A 298-nucleotide genomic window follows, 5' to 3' on the forward strand; every position below is an offset into this window, starting at 1 on the left:
AGCCGGTCATCTGGAAAGCCATCAAGCACGGCGCCGTGCTGGAAAACGTCGTCATCGACGACGCCAAGCACGCCGACTACGCCGATGTCAGCCTGACTCAGAACAGCCGCGCCGCGTACCCGCTGGAACACGTTGCCAAGCGTTCCGAGCACAACCTGGGCGGCGAGCCAAACGCTGTGATCTTCCTGACCTGCGACCTGACCGGCGTACTGCCGCCAGTGTCGATCCTCAACGAAGAACAAGCGGCGTACCACATCCAGTCCTCATACACCGCACTCGTGGGATCGACTGAAATGCG

1 pseudogene is annotated in these 298 nt (G+C 61.4%); it reads left to right on the top strand.

Annotated features, from left to right (window positions below):
- Nucleotides 1-298: pseudogene (locus ACIOVB_RS11340) on the top strand (phosphoenolpyruvate carboxykinase (ATP)); the annotation flags it as partial.

It is taken from the genome of Pseudomonas sp. NPDC087639 (assembly GCF_044743385.1).
Classification (GTDB): Bacteria; Pseudomonadota; Gammaproteobacteria; order Pseudomonadales; family Pseudomonadaceae; genus Aquipseudomonas.